Annotated in this window: 24 protein-coding genes; 16 read left to right on the top strand and 8 right to left on the bottom strand. The window is 55.8% G+C overall.

Features of this window, described 5'->3' with window-relative positions:
* The first annotated feature begins 3 nt into the window (after positions 1 to 3).
* The 3 genes from SynRS9907_RS04555 (at position 4) to SynRS9907_RS04565 (ending at position 3,344) form a co-directional block, all read left to right on the top strand.
* Positions 4 to 1,602 carry a phage major capsid protein gene (locus SynRS9907_RS04555; protein WP_188021965.1) on the top strand — a complete coding sequence of 533 codons (1,599 nt, stop codon included), beginning with the start codon at positions 4 to 6 and terminating at the stop codon, positions 1,600 to 1,602.
* 605 nt (positions 1,603 to 2,207) lie between these two features.
* Positions 2,208 to 2,549, top strand: coding sequence for a hypothetical protein (locus SynRS9907_RS04560; RefSeq protein WP_188021966.1), 342 nt, complete (start codon positions 2,208 to 2,210; stop codon positions 2,547 to 2,549).
* Between the two features lie 522 nt (positions 2,550 to 3,071).
* Complete coding sequence (locus SynRS9907_RS04565; protein ID WP_188022360.1) at positions 3,072 to 3,344, top strand: DUF1651 domain-containing protein; 273 nt, start codon at positions 3,072 to 3,074, stop codon at positions 3,342 to 3,344.
* A 264-nt stretch (positions 3,345 to 3,608) separates the two neighbouring features.
* Here SynRS9907_RS04565 and SynRS9907_RS04570 read toward each other — a convergent pair whose 3' ends face one another.
* Positions 3,609 to 4,865: a site-specific integrase gene (locus SynRS9907_RS04570; RefSeq protein ID WP_188021967.1), complete on the bottom strand. Its 1,257-nt coding sequence runs from the start codon at positions 4,863 to 4,865 to the stop codon at positions 3,609 to 3,611.
* 524 nt (positions 4,866 to 5,389) lie between these two features.
* Here SynRS9907_RS04570 and SynRS9907_RS04575 point away from each other — a divergent pair.
* The 5 genes from SynRS9907_RS04575 (at position 5,390) to SynRS9907_RS04600 (ending at position 7,667) form a co-directional block, all read left to right on the top strand.
* Complete coding sequence (locus tag SynRS9907_RS04575) at positions 5,390 to 5,491, top strand: DUF4278 domain-containing protein (protein WP_186495676.1); 102 nt, start codon at positions 5,390 to 5,392, stop codon at positions 5,489 to 5,491.
* A 123-nt stretch (positions 5,492 to 5,614) separates the two neighbouring features.
* Entirely contained in the window at positions 5,615 to 6,082 is a 468-nt protein-coding gene (locus SynRS9907_RS04580; RefSeq protein WP_188021968.1) for a hypothetical protein, read from the top strand.
* Positions 6,079 to 6,429, top strand: coding sequence for a hypothetical protein (locus SynRS9907_RS04585; protein WP_188021969.1), 351 nt, complete (start codon positions 6,079 to 6,081; stop codon positions 6,427 to 6,429). Before SynRS9907_RS04580 ends, SynRS9907_RS04585 begins: the two co-directional genes overlap by 4 nt.
* 328 nt (positions 6,430 to 6,757) lie before the next feature.
* Positions 6,758 to 7,261, top strand: a complete 504-nt coding sequence (locus SynRS9907_RS04595) for a hypothetical protein (protein WP_188021971.1) — start codon at positions 6,758 to 6,760, stop codon at positions 7,259 to 7,261.
* Between the two features lie 4 nt (positions 7,262 to 7,265).
* Positions 7,266 to 7,667, top strand: a complete 402-nt coding sequence (locus SynRS9907_RS04600) for a hypothetical protein (RefSeq protein WP_188021972.1) — start codon at positions 7,266 to 7,268, stop codon at positions 7,665 to 7,667.
* Here SynRS9907_RS04600 and SynRS9907_RS04605 read toward each other — a convergent pair.
* Positions 7,661 to 7,864 carry a hypothetical protein gene (locus SynRS9907_RS04605; RefSeq protein ID WP_188021973.1) on the bottom strand — a complete coding sequence of 68 codons (204 nt, stop codon included), beginning with the start codon at positions 7,862 to 7,864 and terminating at the stop codon, positions 7,661 to 7,663. The genes SynRS9907_RS04600 and SynRS9907_RS04605 overlap by 7 nt on opposite strands.
* Positions 7,865 to 8,007: 143 nt before the next feature.
* On the opposite strand from SynRS9907_RS04605, the gene SynRS9907_RS04610 reads away from it, so the two are divergent.
* The 7 genes from SynRS9907_RS04610 to SynRS9907_RS04640 all read left to right on the top strand — a co-directional run bounded on the left by SynRS9907_RS04610 (position 8,008) and on the right by SynRS9907_RS04640 (position 11,496).
* Positions 8,008 to 8,466 carry a hypothetical protein gene (locus tag SynRS9907_RS04610; protein ID WP_188021974.1) on the top strand — a complete coding sequence of 153 codons (459 nt, stop codon included), beginning with the start codon at positions 8,008 to 8,010 and terminating at the stop codon, positions 8,464 to 8,466.
* Between the two features lie 80 nt (positions 8,467 to 8,546).
* Positions 8,547 to 9,164, top strand: a complete 618-nt coding sequence (locus SynRS9907_RS04615; RefSeq protein ID WP_188021975.1) for a GIY-YIG nuclease family protein — start codon at positions 8,547 to 8,549, stop codon at positions 9,162 to 9,164.
* Positions 9,164 to 9,325 carry a ribbon-helix-helix protein, CopG family gene (locus SynRS9907_RS04620; RefSeq protein ID WP_188021976.1) on the top strand — a complete coding sequence of 54 codons (162 nt, stop codon included), beginning with the start codon at positions 9,164 to 9,166 and terminating at the stop codon, positions 9,323 to 9,325. The genes SynRS9907_RS04615 and SynRS9907_RS04620 overlap by 1 nt, the downstream gene beginning before the upstream one ends.
* Positions 9,300 to 9,770 (top strand): hypothetical protein, encoded by a 471-nt coding sequence (locus SynRS9907_RS04625; RefSeq protein WP_223157674.1) that lies wholly within the window; start codon positions 9,300 to 9,302, stop codon positions 9,768 to 9,770. The genes SynRS9907_RS04620 and SynRS9907_RS04625 overlap by 26 nt, the downstream gene beginning before the upstream one ends.
* 103 nt (positions 9,771 to 9,873) lie before the next feature.
* On the top strand, positions 9,874 to 10,278 hold the full coding sequence (locus tag SynRS9907_RS04630) for a hypothetical protein (RefSeq protein ID WP_188021978.1): 405 nt from the start codon (positions 9,874 to 9,876) through the stop codon (positions 10,276 to 10,278).
* Between the two features lie 67 nt (positions 10,279 to 10,345).
* Positions 10,346 to 11,302, top strand: a complete 957-nt coding sequence (locus SynRS9907_RS04635) for a DUF3883 domain-containing protein (protein ID WP_188021979.1) — start codon at positions 10,346 to 10,348, stop codon at positions 11,300 to 11,302.
* Positions 11,303 to 11,310: 8 nt separating this feature from the next.
* Positions 11,311 to 11,496, top strand: coding sequence for a hypothetical protein (locus SynRS9907_RS04640; RefSeq protein WP_188021980.1), 186 nt, complete (start codon positions 11,311 to 11,313; stop codon positions 11,494 to 11,496).
* Between the two features lies 1 nt (position 11,497).
* Here the strand turns inward: SynRS9907_RS04640 and SynRS9907_RS04645 are convergent, their stop codons facing one another.
* On the bottom strand, positions 11,498 to 11,917 hold the full coding sequence (locus SynRS9907_RS04645) for a hypothetical protein (protein ID WP_188021981.1): 420 nt from the start codon (positions 11,915 to 11,917) through the stop codon (positions 11,498 to 11,500).
* Positions 11,918 to 12,144: 227 nt separating this feature from the next.
* Positions 12,145 to 12,393: a hypothetical protein gene (locus SynRS9907_RS04650; RefSeq protein WP_188021982.1), complete on the bottom strand. Its 249-nt coding sequence runs from the start codon at positions 12,391 to 12,393 to the stop codon at positions 12,145 to 12,147.
* Between the two features lie 30 nt (positions 12,394 to 12,423).
* Here SynRS9907_RS04650 and SynRS9907_RS04655 point away from each other — a divergent pair, with 30 nt between their 5' ends.
* Positions 12,424 to 12,810 carry a hypothetical protein gene (locus SynRS9907_RS04655; protein WP_188021983.1) on the top strand — a complete coding sequence of 129 codons (387 nt, stop codon included), beginning with the start codon at positions 12,424 to 12,426 and terminating at the stop codon, positions 12,808 to 12,810.
* 308 nt (positions 12,811 to 13,118) lie between these two features.
* Here the strand turns inward: SynRS9907_RS04655 and SynRS9907_RS04660 are convergent, their stop codons facing one another.
* From SynRS9907_RS04660 to SynRS9907_RS04675, 4 genes are all read right to left on the bottom strand, one after another.
* On the bottom strand, positions 13,119 to 14,498 hold the full coding sequence (locus SynRS9907_RS04660; protein WP_188021984.1) for a DUF3987 domain-containing protein: 1,380 nt from the start codon (positions 14,496 to 14,498) through the stop codon (positions 13,119 to 13,121).
* Positions 14,491 to 15,558 carry a hypothetical protein gene (locus SynRS9907_RS04665; protein ID WP_188021985.1) on the bottom strand — a complete coding sequence of 356 codons (1,068 nt, stop codon included), beginning with the start codon at positions 15,556 to 15,558 and terminating at the stop codon, positions 14,491 to 14,493. Before SynRS9907_RS04665 ends, SynRS9907_RS04660 begins: the two co-directional genes overlap by 8 nt.
* A 3-nt stretch (positions 15,559 to 15,561) precedes the next feature.
* The gene (locus tag SynRS9907_RS04670) at positions 15,562 to 15,813 is read right to left on the bottom strand and encodes a hypothetical protein (RefSeq protein WP_188021986.1); all 252 of its coding nucleotides are present in this window, start codon (positions 15,811 to 15,813) and stop codon (positions 15,562 to 15,564) included.
* Between the two features lie 557 nt (positions 15,814 to 16,370).
* Positions 16,371 to 17,711 (bottom strand): site-specific integrase, encoded by a 1,341-nt coding sequence (locus tag SynRS9907_RS04675; RefSeq protein ID WP_188021987.1) that lies wholly within the window; start codon positions 17,709 to 17,711, stop codon positions 16,371 to 16,373.
* Positions 17,712 to 17,957: the final 246 nt, after the last annotated feature.

Here is a 17,957-nt window from a genome sequence, read left to right on the forward strand (position 1 = left end):
CCTATGACGACCACAGCCGTTGAAGTCCAACGGCGTTATCTCACCATCAACGAACACAAGGCTGATTCCGACCAGCTGGAGTTTTCGTTTAGCAGCGAGACACCCGTCACCCGTTATTTCGGCGACGAGGTGCTCGACCACGACCGTGATGCCGTCGACCTGTCGAGGCTCAACGGCGGGGCTGCACCGCTGCTGTTGAACCATGACCCCGATCGCGTGCTCGGCATCGTCGAGCGGGCATGGATTGATGAGAAGCGCCGAGGCATGGCCCGCATCACCTGGGCCACCAACGACCTGGCCCGGCAGGTGCGGCAGGACGTTGAAGCCGGAGTGATGCCAAACATCAGCGTTGGCTACGCCGTGCAGCAAGCCGAGCAGGAGGGCGATGTGATGGTCGTCCGCAAGTGGCAGCCCATCGAGCTGAGCGTCGTGAGCATCCCTGCCGACGCATCCATCGGTGTGAACCGATCTCTACCAACTACGACCCAACAACCAATGACTTCGACCTACGAACCGATCAGCGCCTTGAACCCGGATGAGTTTGGGCATGCGCAGCGTGACTTCAGCGTGGTCCGCGCCATTCAGGCGTCTGCCTCTGGCAATTGGTCGCAGGCTGGCCTCGAGCGTGAGGTGAACCAAGAGCTGGAACATCGCAACGGAAAGCGCACGCAAGGTTTCTTTGTCCCTGATGACTGCTGGGGCAAGCGTGATTACGTTAAAAGCACCGCCTCTGCTGGCGGCAACCTGGTCGCCACCGACCTGCTCGCCGGCAATTTCGTCGAGGCGCTGCGTGACCGTTTGGCCGTTGCTGAACTCGGCGCCACCATGCTCACCGGCTTGGTTGGTGATGTCTCAATCCCCAAGCGCACAGGGACGGCGACTGCCTATTGGTTCGGCGCTGATAACGCTGATGCCGTGACCGAATCGACCGGCACGATCGGCACCATCTCGATGAGCCCGAAGACCGTCGGCGCTTATTCCAAGTTCTCCCGCTTGATGGAGCTGCAGTCGACACCCGACATCGAGCAGCTGATCCGCGCCGACTTTGTTGCCCTGCTGGCCGATGCGATCGACACCGCTGCAATCAACGGTTCCGGCAGCAGCAGCCAACCAACCGGCATCCTCCAAACGTCAGGAATTGGTTCGGTAGCGGGAGGAACTAATGGACTTGCCCCAACATTGGACCACCTGTTGGATCTCAAAAAGGAGGTGGCCGTTGACAACGCAGATGTCGCAACGTGCGGATTCCTTACGAACTCCAAGGTCGAGGCGGTTCTTGCAAAGGCCAAGGACTCGCAGAGCCAGTACCTCCTCAGCCCTTATGGAACTGAACTTGGCCGTAGCCAGATTGCAGGGCGGCGTCTTGAGGTCAGCAACAACGTCCCCTCAAACCTCACAAAGGGTTCTGGGACCGGCCTGTCCGCTCTGATTTACGGAAATTTCAGTGATCTGCTGATCGGCATGTTCGGCCAGCTCGAGATCTTGGTTGACCCGTACACCGACTTCGCCAAAGGCACTGTTGGTGTCCGTGCTCTGCAGTCGATCGACATCGCTGTTCGTCACGCTGAATCCTTCGCCGCCATGCAGGACGCGATCGCATAACGGCGGTCGTTGCCTGCTCTGGTGCAGATGGTGCCCGGGGGGATGCAGAACCCTCGGGCTTTTTTGACATCAGGATTTTTTGTCAAAACGATTACAACTAGGCCGGCCAATGAAGCTTCTCTTTTATACTTTGTGCGCTTCGCTTGGGTAAATATTTGTGCTGGCAATTATTTTCGTTCCGCTAATGCTTTATTGCCTGTGTTCGGGATTTGCTTTTTCGCTCGCAGCCCTTTATCTAGGGGGGAGGATGAAGCCAGTTATTGGCAAAAACAACTTAATTTGTCTTTTCGGCATTAGCTTGTGCATCTTTCTTTGGATCGCGTTGATTTTGCCTTTTTTCAATATCTCGGTTTCAGCCAATAATCTAGAAGATTTCCCAAGGTTATTGTTGTTCTTGTTTCTTTTGGGGTTCACTCCTGCGGCTGCTCTGCCTTCGCTAATCCTCTACGGTCCCGGCAAACACGCATGGCGAAGGAAGCATTAGTCAAAATTTTTAAGAACAAACGCTTAGGACTGGGTCCTCGTTGGTCGACCTCTGTGGGTGATCCGAAGGCTCGATATTCAGCTAGGCACAGCAATTTTTGGGATAGTCACCTAGTCCAGCCATGACTGTTTTAAACCTGAACAACGCCAGTGCTCACCTTGGGTTCAAATCTTGCGTGACATTGCGGCGATTGCACCGCAAGGGGCAACTAGATGACTATCGGCGTGTCGGGCCGGACAAGAGGGCCATTTATTTAGAGACGGATCCCTATGGTCTGCTGTCGCTGCGTGAGCACGTGCAGAAACACACGGCATGCAGGTTTGATTCACCGTTGTGGCAAGCGCCGTCGTGGACTGAGGTTGCGAACGGATATTTGGATTTGACGCAATGGGGGCCACCACCATGGAGTGAAATTCAGTGGGTGACGCTGCGCAACGTGATTGAGCTGGCTGAGGACAGCTAACGCCTGCGCCTTGCTTTGACTTTTAGGGCTCGCTTGTTGCGCCATACGGCGAGATAACCACCGAGACCTAAGCCAACCAGCAGGAGTAGAGGGCTCATGCGTCGTCTGATGGCTGCTCGGCAACTGGAATCACAGCCGTTGCACGCCCTGTTCTGGCTCGCCATGCTTTGTAGTCAGCGACTATCCCACTGCTGGACTCCAAGACCACACCGAAAGTGAGAAGAAGCACGGCTGCCTGAAGAATCGGGTCTAAGCGCCAACCCTGAAAAAACAAGATTGCTCCTGCTGCTGGTAAGCCGACTAGTCGTCCAATACCAGTGACGAACCGCAGGATCGTGCTGATAAGTACTTGAGGGGTGGTGTCTGCTCGTCTAGTCAGCAGAAACCAAATTTGAAAGGCCGCAGAGGGAACGCTCACTAGCCATAGGACCAAGAGCACAAGTGCGCTTAGTGATGTCCAGTTCAAGGCATAAGCCATAAATGGCACTCGGCATGCCACCCAGTCTGGCTAGCACTTCACGCATGGCCAACAAGGACCGCAGCTTTCACGAGTCGCCAGAAAAGGCTGGTGGTGAGGGGTGGCTGTATTCCGAGCAGCAGCAGAAGCTCTGTCACTTCAAGCCCGACACGGCGACCGTGCATGCGCAGTGGGTCGCTATCAGGACCTACAGCTGGGTTCCGCCCCGCCCGCCTGAACCGATGACTCGTCGGCGGATGCTGCGGCACAACGCCATTGAGGCTTGGCAGACGATGCAGAAGACGGGCTGGAGGCGCTGCCCCCCGCCTGTGCGTTGAAGGGTGGGGGAGACGCGGGCGAGGGAACCCGCTGGCTTTCATCTCCCGATGACGTGGCAGTGGTGCTCGCGTCAGCGACATTCTTTAACCAGTCCTTAACTAGGCTCAATGAGTCTTAATGCTCAATAGGTGTTCAGGGGGGCACATAACGGCACCTGATCCGCCACTGTGGACCAGAGGCAGTGGTGCCTTAAATGCGTCGAGCATTTTTTTGAGGGGGGATGGCTGAGGGGCCGGCCTCCCTTTTTTGTTGCCGCTAGTGAGTCAGCTCGCGCCCACCAAAGACTGAATGGAGGCTTCGACCGCCGACTTCGTCGAGGCGTCGTCAGTCCATTGCCCGTAGTGGCGAATGTGCGTTTTTAGATCGTGGCCCATGAGCTTCGCGGTGTCCCTCAGGGGCAGCGGTTGCGGGTAGTACTTGGCGGCTCGCCATGCGTAGCCATGCCGCAGTGAATAAGGCGTCAACTCAGGATTGGATGCCTTCAGCGACTGCCATGTGGCATTGCGGTCGAGATATTGCCGGAAGGTGTGGCCGCAAGCCTTTAAGGCACCAGCCTCAAGGTTTCTGATGCTCTTCGGCAGCTTCACCAGGCCGGAGTGAAAGAGCTGCACCAGCCGCGCCCCTTCGCCTTGTAGTTCCTTCAGAGGCAGCTCCTGAACAGTCCTTGGAGGCTTGGGTGTTGCTGAGCTGTAGGCGTTCCGCTTCACGTTGCCGATTTTTAGGTTGCCATCGTCAACGGAGAGCACCATCAGCTCTGCGGGCCTCAGCCCGAACAGTGCAACTAGCCCGACGGCAAGCCGGAGTGATGGGTCTGACTCAAGACCATTCAAAAGTGTGATCAGCTCTTCCGGCTTGATTGGCACCGTGGGTTTGGGGGCGGTTTGACGATGACCAATCAGTTCTTTGAGGTCGTCAGCCTCTAGGGGCAGCCATTTTCTGTCCGCACCGCACTTGTTGACGGCAAATTTCAGGAACCGGGCAACGTCCAGCAGGTTGCGTTTACGACCTGAAGACCCTGGCTCTACTTCCATTAGGTGCTTGCGGGCATAAAGCCGCATGAGCCCCCCACCATCGTGCGCAGCACCAGTGCGAGCAGTGATCAAGGCAAAGGCTCGGTTGATCCGATATTCCTCGTGCTCGGCGTAGTTGCTGGCCTTGACCGTGCCCGAATCAACCCTGCTGGCCTTGTAGCGGTAACGAACTTCCTCCCAGTTGATGGCGGCGCCAGTGACTTCGGTGCTGCCCCTGACGAGTTCGTAAGCCTCGGCCAGCCCGACGTTCAATTCTGGGTCCTGCATCTTGGCGACCATCTCGCCGATGAGGTTCAGGACCTTGCGGTGGCTGCCACGAGCGAACGGCAGGTCGGTTGAGACGAATTGGGTTTTGCCGTGTCTGGCATTACCAGCCTCGGCTCTGCCGATCTTGAAGCGGTCGTACTGCTCTTTGAGGATCCAGCCCGGCCCGTAGTCACCCTTCACGGCCTGGCGCAGCGTCTTCAGCCATGGCTGTGCCTGAGCCATGAACCCCTTTTGTCGTGCAAGTGGTCAGAGCTTGCCGAAATTGAGTCTGATTTTCAAGTCTGATTTCTGCCCTTTCTTGCCATAGCAAGTTGTCGCAAGTGAGGGGGTGGTCCGCCAAAAGCACTAGTGCTACTGGGGTTAGAGCTAGTCGTCGCAACCGATCTCAGCTTTGCCAGTATTTTCATGGCATGCAGGGGGTCAGGAGTTCGAGTCTCCTTGGCTCCATTCTTCAAAAAAGACAGTCCAGCACTGTCATTTGAGCGGTCCACACGGGCCGCTTTTTTGATGCCGAAACGGCTGAATATCACTTTCCGTGCGCAAAAACGTGCGCAAAATTCTGGAGCGAGGGCGCTGAGCGGTGCTAGTGCCAAAAATGCGGTGTGTATCCGCTTGAACGACAGAGGGGTTGGCGCTGCCCCTATAAAGGATGTGTAGCAACCGCTACCAACAACGTTCACCTCGCTTCTGCGAGGCGCAGATCACCAGGCCAAGGAACGGGGACCTGGATTTCTGAGGAACATCAAATGACACTGACCTATCGCGGCCAGAAGTACGACCAACAGAAAGTGGCTGGTGCCTCCGACAAGCCTGCACTGACCTACCGCGGCGTTTCCTACGCCAAGTGATCAAGGCTTAATCGGAAGATCACAAGCCCCTGCCCTTGGCGGGGGCTTCTTTTTGTCTACAAGTCAGCGCCGACCTGGCAGAGAGAGACGGGCTGGGCTCCTGAAGCGGGCTAAAAAGGTCCCATGGCAATCACCCCTGAACGCCGAGAAGAGCTGCGTAAGACCGCGAAGGAGAATGTCGCTCACCTAACTCGGGGTAGAAGAGGCAGAACATCACCCCAGGGACCAGCAAATCAAGAAAAGTTTGAGCTGGCGGTTCCCGGTTATGGACGGATGCACATTTCTGCCGACAGCCTTGAGGAGGCAAAGCAGAAGTTCAAGGCAATTCGCAAGGGTGACTATTCAATCGAGGAGATCTGGGACGTGGATCCTGGTGATCGGCTGAGAGACCCTGAATATGCAGAAGAACATCAGCGAAAAGCAAAGGCATGGGCTGATTGGGAAGCAAGAATTTCACGAGCGCGTTACGAGCGCAGCACCAACACCGGCCCCAGAGTCAATTTCACCGATTCCAGCAGTACCTACACCGGCCCCAGAGGTGGTCGCTATCGGATCAACAGCAATGGTCGGAAGTCGTACGACGTGCCATGAGCAACTACGAAGCAGGCAGTGCTGAGTGGCTTGCAGCTTTGGATTATCCAAAGCACGACAGGGCCGAGATTCAACGCAACAGGGAGATGGCCCTCAAGCAAGGCATTGTCAAAAAGCCAGTTGATCCAACATTTCCCCAAGACCGAAAAGCAGCTCTTCAAGCGATTGAACGTGAATTTGGCGCATGGACTTACTTGGACCCCACAACAGTGATCGCAGGCGGGAAGAAGCACACGGTCCCCGCTGGCACCGCCACCGAGTCAGGGCCATCAAGTAACCCCGCACAATTCGGCCCGCGAGGCGGCGTCTACGTCCGAACTAGATCTGGAGGCAAGAGGTACATCTAGGGAAGATGGGCTGGTCACCAGAGGCGGGTTGAGGCCAAAATCAGGCCATGGATCCCGAGAAGATCAGAGAAAACATGCGTCGGCTTTCCCGTATTGGGGAAGCGGGCAGTCATGGTGGCCCAGCGAGCAAATCTGACTCTGCCCCTGCGAAACCGTTCTGGGAGCCGTTACCAGGAGACGACCTCAAAGAAATTGAGGCTGAGCGGGAAAAGCTCAAGAGACTCCGCGCCAATTCGCCACTCAAAGGCAAAGACCAAACCTTTGAAGGCCCCAGAGGGGGCAGGTACAGAATCAACAGCAACGGGCGAAAGTCTTACGACGTGCCGTGATGAAACGACTCCTGCTGCTCTTGCCGCTTGCGCTGGTTACAGCTTGCTCAAATAGCCGTGAACTAATTAGCTATGCGTGTATTTACCCCGATGAGGGCCATACATCTGAAAAAGTGCTGAACACTTTCAAAGAAGATTGGAGCAAAGGATTTGACGAATATGTTCCTTGGACTTTTGAGAAAAAAACTGGAGACAACTATGTATACAAAGCATTTGACAACTCATTTTCTTACGCGGAATCTACGACTCCAAACCCAGACGAAGTCTTTGAATACGAGACAACACTAGATGGCAATACATTTAAAGCTCGGCAAACAAACTACGAGGTCAATACTTTCGGGAAAAGAAGCTTAAGCCAGCAGTCCACGTTTGAGTTTGACATGGACACAATGACAGAGACATGGTCTGTTTCCTACCCTAAAGATTATAGAGATCCCGAGGTCAATGGAAATTGCATTTTCATTCCATTGCCTGAGGGAGTCAAAATTAATTGGAAGGATTGAACAGTTGAAACGACTCCTCCTGCTCCTGCCGCTGCTGCTGACACCCGCTGCTCATGCCGTGGATTACGTCAGGTGCGAGGCCATGCAAGGTGCCTTGCAGAGAACGAACCAACAACTGCAGGAACATAAGAAGAAGCTCAAGGACAAAGCCTTCTATCAAGCACGAGTTGAGTACTGCGGCGAGAAACCAGATGCAGTTGAGCAGGCGAAAAAGTATTTAAGTGGTGCGGAAGATTACGAGCCGAACGTGACGATTTCTTGGATGCGATGTGTCGGTAGAGGGGAATCCGCAAAATTAATACAGGCCAGATACAAAACCCTCAATCAACCTGATGCTCAGCTCAAAGCCTTGGAAGCGAGAGCCGCAAAAGTTAAGGCCGACTTCGCTGCTGAGGGTTGTTATTGAGGTTTGACCCAACGCCACAGGCGGGACATCACGCCGTCAGGGCAATCACGCTGATTCCACTCCTGCTGAATCTCCTCGTAGCGGGGTAGATCAACGTGTTCAGGCAGTGGTGCCCATTCGCTCATCCACTGGTTGGCCTTCTGCGGCTTGCGGTTGCAGGGCAACGTCTCCAGCCAGTCGATGTAGTCGCGATTCATGATCCGTGGCTAGGGGTGGAGGTGAGACGAGATGCCGAGGTAAACGGCGTTCTTGGCTCGGGGGATCTGCTCGACGGCTGACTAGATCCCCCTGCGTGGAAATGGGATGGACTCCAAAAGCTGGCTGAAGCCACACTGTTGGCATGGCAAAGAACAACCACAGCATCGGGAACGCTGGTGAGTTCTATGTGCTCGCTCAGCTCGCCCAGCGCGGTTACATCGCGGGTAAGACCGATGACGGGCAGACCCTCATTGACGTGATCGCCACCGATCCAGAAACGTTGAGGACCGTCAACATTCAGGTGAAAAGCACAGCCCAGTTCACGGGCTACTGGATGACGGGAAACAAAGCCCGTAAATCCTTTGAAAGCCTCTGGTACGTCTTCGTTTTACTGAAGTCGCCTGCGGAAATTCCCGAGTTCTTTGTCTTCCACAGCGCGGAGGTAGCTGCAGGTGTTGAAGAGCACTATCAGTTCTGGCTCGCCAAGCCAATGAAAGACGGGAGCCCGAGAAAGTCATCCGACATCGTCAAACGCTTTCAACCGACTCCTGAACGATTGGAGGAGGCTCGTGACCGCTGGGACCTGATGTTCAGTGCTTAGGCCAGCGCATAGACCTGCCATCACACCCTGTGCCGCAGGAGGAGTGCTGAGGCCAGACTGGAGATGGCTCAATCACCGTGATGAACGAGGGCATCGTCTACGTCCTGACCAATCCCGCCATGCCGAAGCTGGTGAAGATTGGAAAGACAGGCCGTGGCGTTGAGACGCGTCTGAACGACCTCTACACAACAGGCGTGCCCCTGCCGTTTGAGTGCGCCTATGCCGCAAGGGTGGAGGACATGGACAAGGTGGAGAAAGCCTTCCACAACGCCTTTGGTCCGTACAGGGTCAACCCAAGAAGGGAGTTTTTTGAGATTGAACCCGAGCAAGCGATTGGGCTTTTGGACCTGATGAAGTTGGAGGACATGACTCCGGCAATGCAGGCTGAAGCCGAGCAGGTGGACGTTCAGGCGAAAGCCTCAGCAGAGAAGCTCAAGCGTTCTCGTCGCCCCAACCTCAATTACATCGAGATGGGCATCCCTATTGGAAGCACCCTTCTGTATCAAGGGGATGGGGAGACCACTTGCACAGTTGCCGATGGCCGCAACGTCAGCTTTGAAGGGAGGACCCTCTCGCTGACCAAGCTGACCAAAGAGCTTCGACAGCAGCCTGATCGACCAATCCGAGGCCCTGCTCATTGGTCTTACGACGGACGCCTTCTGAACGATTTGTACGAAGAGACCTACGGGGACGACTGATGGCACGGATCGGCAACAAAAAAGCTTTCACCATCCACCTGAGCGATGAGATGGCAGCAATGATTGACCTCAAGCGCAAGGAGTGGGGCCTGAGAAGTCGCGGCGAGGTCATAGAACGCCTTCTCGGCTGGATGGTTGAGCCCACTGATTCAGATGGGTAGTCGCAACGTCTCAGAACTGATCAAGCAACTCTTTGAAGTCTCAAGTCGGTTAGAAGCTGAAATCCCAGACCGTAACTTTCTTCCCAGCGGTCAACAGCTCGGGAATCTTGGAGAGGTCTTGGTTGCTGAGGCTTTCGGGCTGAACCTCTGCAAGGCAATGACGAAGGGGATTGATGCCCATACAGAGGATGGGCGAATGGTCCAGATCAAAACCGTTACGAGCAGAGCTGCTGGCGTCCATCTCTCCAAGCGTCGTCCCAGCGTGAACACCTATCTGATTGCCATCCAAATCAATCCAGATGGCAACTTTGATGTGATCTACAACGGGCCTGAGATCCATGCATGGCTCGTTCGTCAATCGGGAAAGCCATTCGTATCAATGGGTCCTTTCCTGAAAGCTGCTAAAGCAATCCCCCCAGACGAGCAACTCCCCCGCATCGACTAAGAGGGTTAGCCCCTAACCAAACGCCACAGGCGAGACATCACAGAAGGAGATGGGCTGGGCTCTTGAGGCGGCCTAAAAATGGTCCCATTGGCATGCTTGTGGGATGGCAAAAGAACCACATCCCAATTACGACCCCGACGCCATTCGTCTCTCGTTAGGCGTTTTCGGGAAGTTATTTGAAAAGGGTTCTCCCGCAGGGAAGCTGACTCTCGCTTTTGTGGGCGGTGTTGCCGTGATGGGCGGCTTCCTTTGGATTGCAAACTATTTCGCGGACAAGGAGCCACTCACTTACAGAGGCCTTGCTCTTAAGCAGCACGCTGAGCGTCGGCAACAGCTGCTGACGTATCGCTCAAAGGTCTGCACGACCAATTCAGCGGCGTGCATCAAGTGGACTGAGATGGCCCTTCAATGCGAAAAAGGCAGAAGGCTATGCGGTGAGATGGAGGCCTATCGCGAGAGAGTGAGCGGGGTGCCAGTCAGTTCTGACCCAAGCGCCTACTCCTTCTGATCAGTCGTGGATCACGTTGGGCGTTCAATGAGATCACTGCCATCCTTGGCGCAGGTTTCACCTGGTCATGCAACCTTTGATTCTCGTCGAGAATGAACGAACAGAGGGAGGTCATTACGATCACTGGCAAGACGCAACTGGTGAGAGATACCAGTTCCCAAATGGTTATAGAAATAAAGTAATTGCCGGTAGAAGATTTATCTATTATCGAGGTACGCGAAGGGCTGGCGGAGGCCGGAGAATACCTGAATATTTTGGGCATGGAGTTATATCTGAAGTTTTTGAGGATCCTAATAATGATCCGAATGGGAAAAAGCAAAATCGCAAGTGGATTGCTTATGTAGGTGACTACACACCTTTTCCAAGACCAGTTGAATTCAAAAAGGAAGGGATGCCTTACGAGAAAATCCCCAAGAATTTATGGGGTGTCGCAGTTAGAGAAATATCTGAGGAAACCTATAATTCGATATTAAGTGAAAGCGGCATTCCTCCAGGTGATGCGGAGGTGTCCATACGCAAAAGCGCCGATAGTGTTTTGCCCAGACTTGCCGACTGCAAATTGCTAGTAGAGAAGCAAGTGAATTCCTCTGTAAATGATGGAGTCGCATTGAGCAGCAGGAGCTTTCGCCGTTCAAAATTTAGTGTCGCCATTGGCAGTCATGGTGAATCTCTTGTTTTCGATTACCTTCAGAAGAGTTTAGTGGCTGATGAGGCCAAGACTCTTCGGTGGAATGCCAAAGAAGGTGATACTCCTGGATGGGATATCGAATACAAATCAGGTAATGGTGATCTAGTAGCAATCGAGGTCAAATCAACGACAGGAGCGAGATTTCCTTCAATCGAGATAACGGCTAATGAATGGTCGGCTGCTGCCAGGTTGCGACATAACTATCAATTGGTATTAGTGGCTAATGCTATGTCTGATGAGCCGGTATTGGAATTTGTTGAAGACCCCTTTGGGCTCTATCAAAATGGTGTAATGACGGCAGATCCAACTGTCTTTCGACTACAGCTTTCGGGTTAAAATCAATCATGAAGTCCATCATTGATGACCTTGAAGGTGGTCCACTTCTGGCCGGACTTGGTAAACCAAAGGTAAGCATCCGTGCCATCAAACGCCTGATCCGAGAAGCCCTTGCCGAGCTTGCTGAGTCTCCATTGGATGGCGAGGACTACAACCTTGTCGTTGATGCATTTGTCCGTCGTGGGTTGTCTTAGGTCAATGCTGTTTTGCGATCTCAACAACCCGGTGGCAGTAAGCGATGAACTCATCCGGAGACATGTCCCCCTTTGCGTCATTGGTCTGCCAGCTGACGATTTCAAAGTCAGGGACCGGCTCTGCTGCGACGTGATCAACGGTCGGCAGCATGGCGAAACGCCTCTTGTAGGCCGCTCTTTGAGCCTTGGCCTCGTCGTTTTTGTACTCGCCCAGAAGCTCTGGATCCAGCTTGGAACCGTCGTAGGGATCAAAGCCGTTGCAGCGATGAAATGCCTGATGGATGGCCTCTATCGCTTCCTTGACGCTGTATTTGCCATCACGCCTTTTGTCGCGCCTAGTGACTGCCACAGCCTTCCGCTGGATCAGTTCGCTGTACTTCTCATCGCTGAGCCCAACCCAGGCAGGAGCAGACCAGCCCACACCAACTCCATCCAGTCACTGGCATCTAGATAGCAATGCCAATCACTACTAAGCAGCAACCTGCCACCAGGACCGGCCGGGGTAGATCCATTGCAGCGCAGTCGATCTCAGCGAAAAAAGTGCTCAGGACCGGCCGCCCCGGTCTGCAGGGCAGATCCCCTGCGCTGCAGTCGATCTCAGCCAAAAACTGCCCACAACCTGCAGGCCACAACCTGCCACCCATGACTTCAGTCCTTACCCCGACGCATGGCATCAATGTCGTCCTTGATCAGCGACAGCTCAGCAGCAGCGTTCCGCTGATGTTTCCTGTCTTCGAGGTCTGGGTAAGCAGCCAGCGCCAGCAATGCGATGGGTCCAAAAAAGAGCCCTGCAAACATCCACATCGTGCGGTCATGGCCTTTCAAGCGGGCAATGTCTTCCGCCCAGAGAGTGCAGGCAATGCAAAGGGGAATAACCCAAATCAGCAGCCAGAACATCACCAGTCATTCACTGCCCTTTAGATAGCAATGGCACGCACCACCAAGGCAGAACGCAAACGCCGCAGGGAAGCTGCCCTGGTGAAGATCAGCGATGGGCATGGCTTCGCTGACACCGTGACGTTTGTGATGCAGGAGTGGGGGTGCTCCCGATCAACCGCCAGACGGGACGTGCACTGGGCCCATGGCGAGCTTCAACTGGGACTGGATGCGCACGATGCTCAGCACCTGGTGACCCATCTGTGCACCAGCCTTCAACGCATCAGCCTTAAGGCCGAATCCGACAAACAATTCAGCGCATCGGTCGGCGCGCTGCGGTTGCTGTACGACATCTTGTTGGCTCGGAAGCTGGACAACGAAGCCATCAGGGCAAGGCGCACTACCTGGGGTAACCGGCACGGCAACACCAAGTTCTGATGCGCACGTAATCGCGCACGGTGGGGCTAGTAGGGATTGCTCCTTTCAGGCTTTGACTGTTGATCGAGCGGCCTGAAGTCCTGCAGGTGTAGCAGGAACTCAGACATTCAGACGGACGCAGACATTGGCTCTGTCTGCATGGATCCACTGCAGCGCAACGGATCCGGCTGGTTCAGACGGACAGACACGGCTGAGGAAGTATTCCCCGGGGCCTCGGGGAGTTCCCTAAACCGTGTCTGCGTGTCTAAGGGCCCGAGGGCCCTATGCCTGACTGCGATCGGTGCAGACATTGAGTGATGTCTGCATGTCTAAGCCGCCAGCTCCTTGGTCCCCATGTAGGTGATGGACCGCTTCCGCAGCCCCTGCTCGCCGATGCCCATCTCCACCATCACCGGCACCAGATCGTTGAAATCCTGAGCAGCCAGGGAACGGATTTCATCGTCTCCTTTGCCCTTGATTTCCTGCCAAGTCATGGGGCGTTTCGCCTTGAGCGTGGTGGTCTGGATGTGCTGCAGGAGCTTGTTGGCACCAGCGTTACCTCGGCGCATCCTGATGGTCCCGGCAAAGCAGGCATCGACCATGCGGGTGGCCATCTGAATCCGCTCTAAGGGCACCTTCAGCACCTTCCCCTTGGTGTGGAAGACGTGCAGGACAACAGCGATGCGCAAGGCATGAGCCATGCCCTTGTTGAACATCGACTGCATGATCTGCGGCGTTGTCGGGTCAATGGCTTTCTGCAGGTACGGACGGAACCACGCATTGACGTGGGCCCTTGCCTCAGCCGTTAGCTCGTACACCTGGGGGTCTAGCTCGTAAAGCTCCAGCGCCAGTTCCCGGAGGAGTTGTCGAGCCTCGTCGTACTCCTGGCCCTCTGCCTCTGAAAGGTCGGAATCTTCCAGTTTCAGCAGTCGAGTCGGCATCACCGGGGTCAGCAGGCGACTCCACTTCCCGGCGTAATCGGTGGTCCCCATCATTTCGGTGAGGATCTCGGGCTGGATGCAGGCAACGAACGACAGCTTGCTGGCTGGGTAACTCATCACCCCATCGCCTCGGGTGCTTTTGGTTCGGCCTTTGCCGTCGAAGCACTCAAGGAACAAACCCATCGATGAGCCCCTGCCCTGCTTCATGTCGAGGACCATGCGCTCGAAATATTCCGACGCCTCGTCCTTGGCTAACAGCAGGGGCCGGTTGTCCTTGGCCTGACGGACGAAGTGAGCCACCAGGGCCTCGGGGGTGATGTCGCTGGTGACGCACAGCAACTCCATCGGGGGGCGTTTAGGCCGTCTCCCTTTAGGGAGGTTGAGGTGCGTCTCTAAAGCCTCCGCGTTGACCTTGGCCACCTCGGCTTTGACCAAGGCGAGCGGAAACTCCACCAGCTCGTCGAACACCGATGACTTGGTGGTCCCTGTGCGGGCGACAGGGCACACATACAGGTTCGCGGGCATCACCTTGGTCCGGTGATTAATGCCGGTGCCGAGCTTCAGAACTCCGCTCATTGCTGCGGCGAAGATCAGCGTTGAGCAGAGCGGATCAGATGGGTATGGCTCCATCAACAGCTTTAGAGCTGCCGCCAGATCTGCCGGTAGGGCCTCTTCAAAGGTGATCGGTTGCTGGATGGCATCCAGCTCCACATCACTGAGTTCACGTCGCTGGTGCTTGTCCAGAACGCTTTCCAGGGCCTCATTCATGGCTCCTCCACCCGTGTTGTTTGGCGTAGTGGAAGAGCGTTCCGGGTCCGATCTGTTCGCCCCCAGACCGAGCCACCTGCGGGATGTGCCAGCCGCACTCGCGCGATGGGCTGTGAGCCTCCATCAGATCGATGGCGACCTCCTCGCGGTAACCCTCCTCAGCACAGGCGGCGATCAGTCCCCACAGGATGTTCCGGTACTCGCTGTAGGTCCCGCTGCCCTCCACACGTCGTGGGATGCAGTCCAGCGCCTCTGCGATCTTGCGTAGGTTCCCGGGCGTGCGCGGGAACTTTCGCGGAGCCCGATTGCAGGGTTGCCGTGATGGCAACAGCGGCAAGGTTTCCTCGAAGAAAGCGGCGTCGTAGCGGTAGCCGGTGACGTTGATCACCTCGCTCACACCGTTGGATTCACCATCGGCGTTGATGTAGTGAGCACCTGCCATCCGCATCATGCGGTTTTTGCCTTTGCAGGACTGATCACACCCTGGGGCCGCAAGGTGGAGACGATCCAGCAACACCACCCAGCGTTCAGGCTCGATGGGGACGGTGAACACCCAGTAGAGGTGAACCGATCGCCCTTGGGTCAGCACCATGAAGGTCGGCTCTGGCAGGCCACACTCCCGCCAGATCACCAGCTGCTCTTCGATGCTCATGTGATCGAACTCGATGAACAGGCAGGTGCAGGCGGTCACGTCGTCCGCCTTGGTGCCGTTGCCGACGTTCGGCTGGAGGTAGATGCCGAAGCCTTTGTTGTTGTGCTCTTGAGCGCGCTCTAAATCTCGGGAGAAGTTGGCGTTGATGGCTCCACCGCGTCGTCCCTTGTGGGGGATGAAGCGCAGGTTGGTGCATCTCTCGTCGAGCCCGATCAGGTCGAGGTGTAGATGGGCTTGGGCGGCATCGAGAACCAGGTGCGCACGTTTTCGCGCACGTCTCCCCCTTGGAGGGGAACTTTTTTCAGTCGTGCCAGTTGATAAGCGTGCTGTGACGCACTGCTCGGCGAGCAGGACTTCCCCTAGCCTTGGGTTACGCGGACCCTGGCTGGCGCAAATTGTGTCAGCCATTTTTTATGCCTCTTGATGCTGCCGAAGTGCCTCTGCACCTCTGCGGTGGATCATCCCGAGGCGATTGAATGTGGCCCTGCATTCATCGACATCCCACTGGATTGCCGAGCGGGTGGTTTGTCCAAGGACATAGTGCTTTCCGTTCAACAACGGACCACCCTTTTCTTGCATCTGCATCTTGAGGTGACCGGCACTGATATTCAGCAAATGCGCGGCCACGGCTGTCTTAAACAGCCGTTTAGGTTCTTCAGGCACGGGGAAATTCCTCCGAACGATTGTTGGGAAATCACGTGTCTTCAGGCGCTACCTGGGATGAATCCCAGGGCCTCGGGTACAGGAACTCGGTGCGATCAAAATTGCGCTGCCAGTTCCCTCCCTTAGCAGACTGGGTGATAAATCCAGCCCTCCTTTGTTGGTTGTCCCTGGTCACACTGAGGACATGCTCAGTGAAGCCCGCTCCGAAGAGTCAGCAATCGGGTGTCAACCTCCTTCGACGATCTAATTAGAGCAGAACTTGCAAGATTGTTCAACAGGATTTACTACCATCCCTGGTGTCAAAATCTTTTTTAACTGGCACAATCCCCTGCATAAGGGGTACAGAAGGGCAGCAATCAGCTGCATTTCATGCACAGATTGGGGTCATTCCGTGTGCTCTCTGCACCATCGGTCCCGCCTGGACTTCAGGCAGCCGCTGCACATGCAGGTGAAGTCCTCCTTCGCGCCGATGCCAGAACCTGGCGCACCTTCGATGCCCCACCGCGTGTGGAGTGTGAACCGGTAGATCTCGGCCAACTCTGCATCGCTGGGCATCGTCATGACTTCACCGCCTCGTTGAACCGTTGCGCCTCTTCGCGGGTGGTTTCGGTGTCCGCCCACATGCCGTAGTGCCGAACATGCGTCGCGACGTTGTGCCCGAGCAGCTGGCTGATAACTCGGATCGGCAACCTGTTTGCGCCGAACGCGCTTCTGAAGGCGACAGCATGCCGCAAGCTGTAAACGCTCAGCTCTGGCTGGGCCGCGATCAGGTTCTGCCAGTGCTCGAATCGCTTCAGTTGCTGCGCCACCTCCTTGCCAACGGCTTGGAATGAATCGGTGGGGTTGGGGTGCTTCGGATCAATGACCCGCGCGATTTGATTTCGGACTGCTTTTGGCAGCTTCACCAGACCGCTCTCGAACAGGTCCAGGGCCCGCTGGCCTTCGCGATTTCTGCCTTCGATTTCCAAGGGCATGATCAGCCTTCGCTTCGCTGGCTGGCTCATCGTTTTGCTGTTCCTCTTGGTGCCCGCCACCGACGCTTCACCGTTCACCACCTGCAAAGTTGCAAGCTCGCTGGGCCGACAGCCCGTGTAACCCAGCACGGCGACGCAGAGCCACAGGTCCTTTCGATCTGCTGCCAGCAGGGCATCCAGTAACCCCGTGAACTGATCGTCCTTCAGCGCCGGGGTCAATTTCTCCTGGGCCGTCTGCAGGGATTCGCCTACCAGTTCCCGGATGATCTCCTTGTCTGGTGGCAGGTAACGCCGCGGGGCCCCGCAGCGTTCAACACCCCACTTCAAAAACGCACAGGCATCACCAAGGTTTCGGCGGCGACCATCGCCACCCGCTTCCATTCCGGCTTGCGTGCCTGATTCCTCGCCCATCACGCCGAGGAACCACATCTCCTTGTATCTCTCCAGAACGGCCTGGCCTGTTCTTGGCTTGGGCTTCGATTCGATGCAAGCCAGTGTTCGTTCAACCCGCCGCCTCCATTCCGAACGGCTGCTTGATCGCTGCCCGGCTTTCGTCGCCAAGAACTTCTCGGCAATCGTTTTCCAGGCCGTAGCGGTTCCCTTCTTGCCGGTGGTCTGAGCTGTTTCAGATTCGAGGACGTCAGGGTTGATTGCCGCTGCATCCTTCAGCGTCATCTGTGGGTTGGATTCCATCTGCTCAGAGATGGCCACCACCCGGTTCAGGATTTTCGTTCCGTTCTTGGAGTCCCACTCGAACGGCAACATCACCGAGGAGCGGCTGCCGTCCTCTGGATCACGGCGAGTCAGCTTGACCCGCCCAGAGCTGTAGCCCTCGGATCGCTTGTGGCAGCAGATGGTCCAACCAAGGCCCACCTCTTGCTTCAGCTGCTGCTTGATCAGTTCATCCCAGGGCTTTCGTGCCATTGACCTCCTGCCTTGGCTCCGTGCGCAATTCCGTGCGCAGAATTCATACATGATCTAGCAAGGGCTTGCAAGAAGCGTGCGCTGTCTTCCTTGAGATCGCAATGAGAGCCTAAATGTGCTCTAGTGTTGGCCTGGGTTTGACGTTGTTGCCAACTCTGCGCACGTCCTACATGGCATGCAGGGGGTCAGGAGTTCGAGTCTCCTTGGCTCCATTCTTTGAAGCCCAGTCTTTGACTGGGTTTTCTT

This window comes from Synechococcus sp. RS9907, from assembly GCF_014279615.1.
GTDB lineage: Bacteria > Cyanobacteriota > Cyanobacteriia > PCC-6307 > Cyanobiaceae > Parasynechococcus.

Excerpts from the sequence above, each read along its gene's own strand:
- SynRS9907_RS04555 (WP_188021965.1), top strand. The coding sequence starts at position 4 with ATGACGACCACAGCCGTTGAAGTCCAACGGCGTTATCTCACCATCAAC.
- SynRS9907_RS04560 (WP_188021966.1), top strand. The coding sequence starts at position 2,208 with ATGACTGTTTTAAACCTGAACAACGCCAGTGCTCACCTTGGGTTCAAA.
- SynRS9907_RS04565 (WP_188022360.1), top strand. The coding sequence starts at position 3,072 with ATGGCCAACAAGGACCGCAGCTTTCACGAGTCGCCAGAAAAGGCTGGT.
- SynRS9907_RS04570 (WP_188021967.1), bottom strand. The coding sequence starts at position 4,865 with ATGGCTCAGGCACAGCCATGGCTGAAGACGCTGCGCCAGGCCGTGAAG.
- SynRS9907_RS04575 (WP_186495676.1), top strand. The coding sequence starts at position 5,390 with ATGACACTGACCTATCGCGGCCAGAAGTACGACCAACAGAAAGTGGCT.
- SynRS9907_RS04580 (WP_188021968.1), top strand. The coding sequence starts at position 5,615 with ATGGCAATCACCCCTGAACGCCGAGAAGAGCTGCGTAAGACCGCGAAG.
- SynRS9907_RS04585 (WP_188021969.1), top strand. The coding sequence starts at position 6,079 with ATGAGCAACTACGAAGCAGGCAGTGCTGAGTGGCTTGCAGCTTTGGAT.
- SynRS9907_RS04595 (WP_188021971.1), top strand. The coding sequence starts at position 6,758 with ATGAAACGACTCCTGCTGCTCTTGCCGCTTGCGCTGGTTACAGCTTGC.
- SynRS9907_RS04605 (WP_188021973.1), bottom strand. The coding sequence starts at position 7,864 with ATGAATCGCGACTACATCGACTGGCTGGAGACGTTGCCCTGCAACCGC.
- SynRS9907_RS04610 (WP_188021974.1), top strand. The coding sequence starts at position 8,008 with ATGGCAAAGAACAACCACAGCATCGGGAACGCTGGTGAGTTCTATGTG.
- SynRS9907_RS04615 (WP_188021975.1), top strand. The coding sequence starts at position 8,547 with ATGAACGAGGGCATCGTCTACGTCCTGACCAATCCCGCCATGCCGAAG.
- SynRS9907_RS04620 (WP_188021976.1), top strand. The coding sequence starts at position 9,164 with ATGGCACGGATCGGCAACAAAAAAGCTTTCACCATCCACCTGAGCGAT.
- SynRS9907_RS04630 (WP_188021978.1), top strand. The coding sequence starts at position 9,874 with ATGGCAAAAGAACCACATCCCAATTACGACCCCGACGCCATTCGTCTC.
- SynRS9907_RS04635 (WP_188021979.1), top strand. The coding sequence starts at position 10,346 with ATGCAACCTTTGATTCTCGTCGAGAATGAACGAACAGAGGGAGGTCAT.
- SynRS9907_RS04640 (WP_188021980.1), top strand. The coding sequence starts at position 11,311 with ATGAAGTCCATCATTGATGACCTTGAAGGTGGTCCACTTCTGGCCGGA.
- SynRS9907_RS04650 (WP_188021982.1), bottom strand. The coding sequence starts at position 12,393 with ATGTTCTGGCTGCTGATTTGGGTTATTCCCCTTTGCATTGCCTGCACT.
- SynRS9907_RS04655 (WP_188021983.1), top strand. The coding sequence starts at position 12,424 with ATGGCACGCACCACCAAGGCAGAACGCAAACGCCGCAGGGAAGCTGCC.
- SynRS9907_RS04660 (WP_188021984.1), bottom strand. The coding sequence starts at position 14,498 with ATGAATGAGGCCCTGGAAAGCGTTCTGGACAAGCACCAGCGACGTGAA.
- SynRS9907_RS04665 (WP_188021985.1), bottom strand. The coding sequence starts at position 15,558 with ATGGCTGACACAATTTGCGCCAGCCAGGGTCCGCGTAACCCAAGGCTA.
- SynRS9907_RS04675 (WP_188021987.1), bottom strand. The coding sequence starts at position 17,711 with ATGGCACGAAAGCCCTGGGATGAACTGATCAAGCAGCAGCTGAAGCAA.